Genomic DNA, 708 nt, shown 5'->3' on the forward strand with positions numbered 1-708 from the left:
TGTTATCGAAACAATCAATGGAAGGTCGTTATCAAATATCGATGATTGCACTTGATGAAGTAGTTCCTGCTAATCATCTTGTTCGAAAGCTTGAAGCCGCTATTGATTTTAGTTTTATTTATGACTTAGTTGAAGATTTGTATTGTTTGGATAATGGTCGTCCAAGTATCGATCCAGTTGTGTTAATAAAGATGGTCTTTATTCAATATGTATTCGGAATTAAATCAATGAGAAAAACAATAGATGAAATTGATACAAGCGTTGCGTATCGCTGGTTTTTAGGCTTTGACTTCAATAAAAAGATTCCCCACTTTTCTACCTTCGGTAAAAACTATGAGAGACGATTTAAAGACACAGATCTTTTTGAGAAGATTTTCTACCATATTCTTAATGAAGCGATAGAAAAAGGGTTTGTTGATCCTTCTGTTGTTTTTATAGACTCTACACATGTTAAAGCAAATGCAAACAAGAGGAAGTTTATAAAAGAAGCTGTCAAAGCAGAAACAAAAAGCTATCAAACTCAACTAGAAGAAGAGATAAACGAAGATCGAATTGTACATGGAAAAAAGCCTTTAACCCCTTAAACAAAGGCGGAGACAAAAGAAATTAAAGTAAGCACAACAGATCCTGAAAGTGGCTATTATGTTAAGAATGAACGAGAGAAACAATTTGCCTATTCCTTTCACACAGTTTGTGACAATAAGGGAT

General features: G+C 33.6%; 1 pseudogene. It reads left to right on the forward strand.

From position 1 onward, the window contains the following. A pseudogene (locus tag WQ54_RS17910) lies at positions 1-708 on the forward strand (transposase); the annotation flags it as partial.

Origin of the sequence: Bacillus sp. SA1-12 (assembly GCF_000981385.1) — a bacterium.
In the GTDB taxonomy this organism is placed as follows: domain Bacteria; phylum Bacillota; class Bacilli; order Bacillales; family Bacillaceae; genus Metabacillus.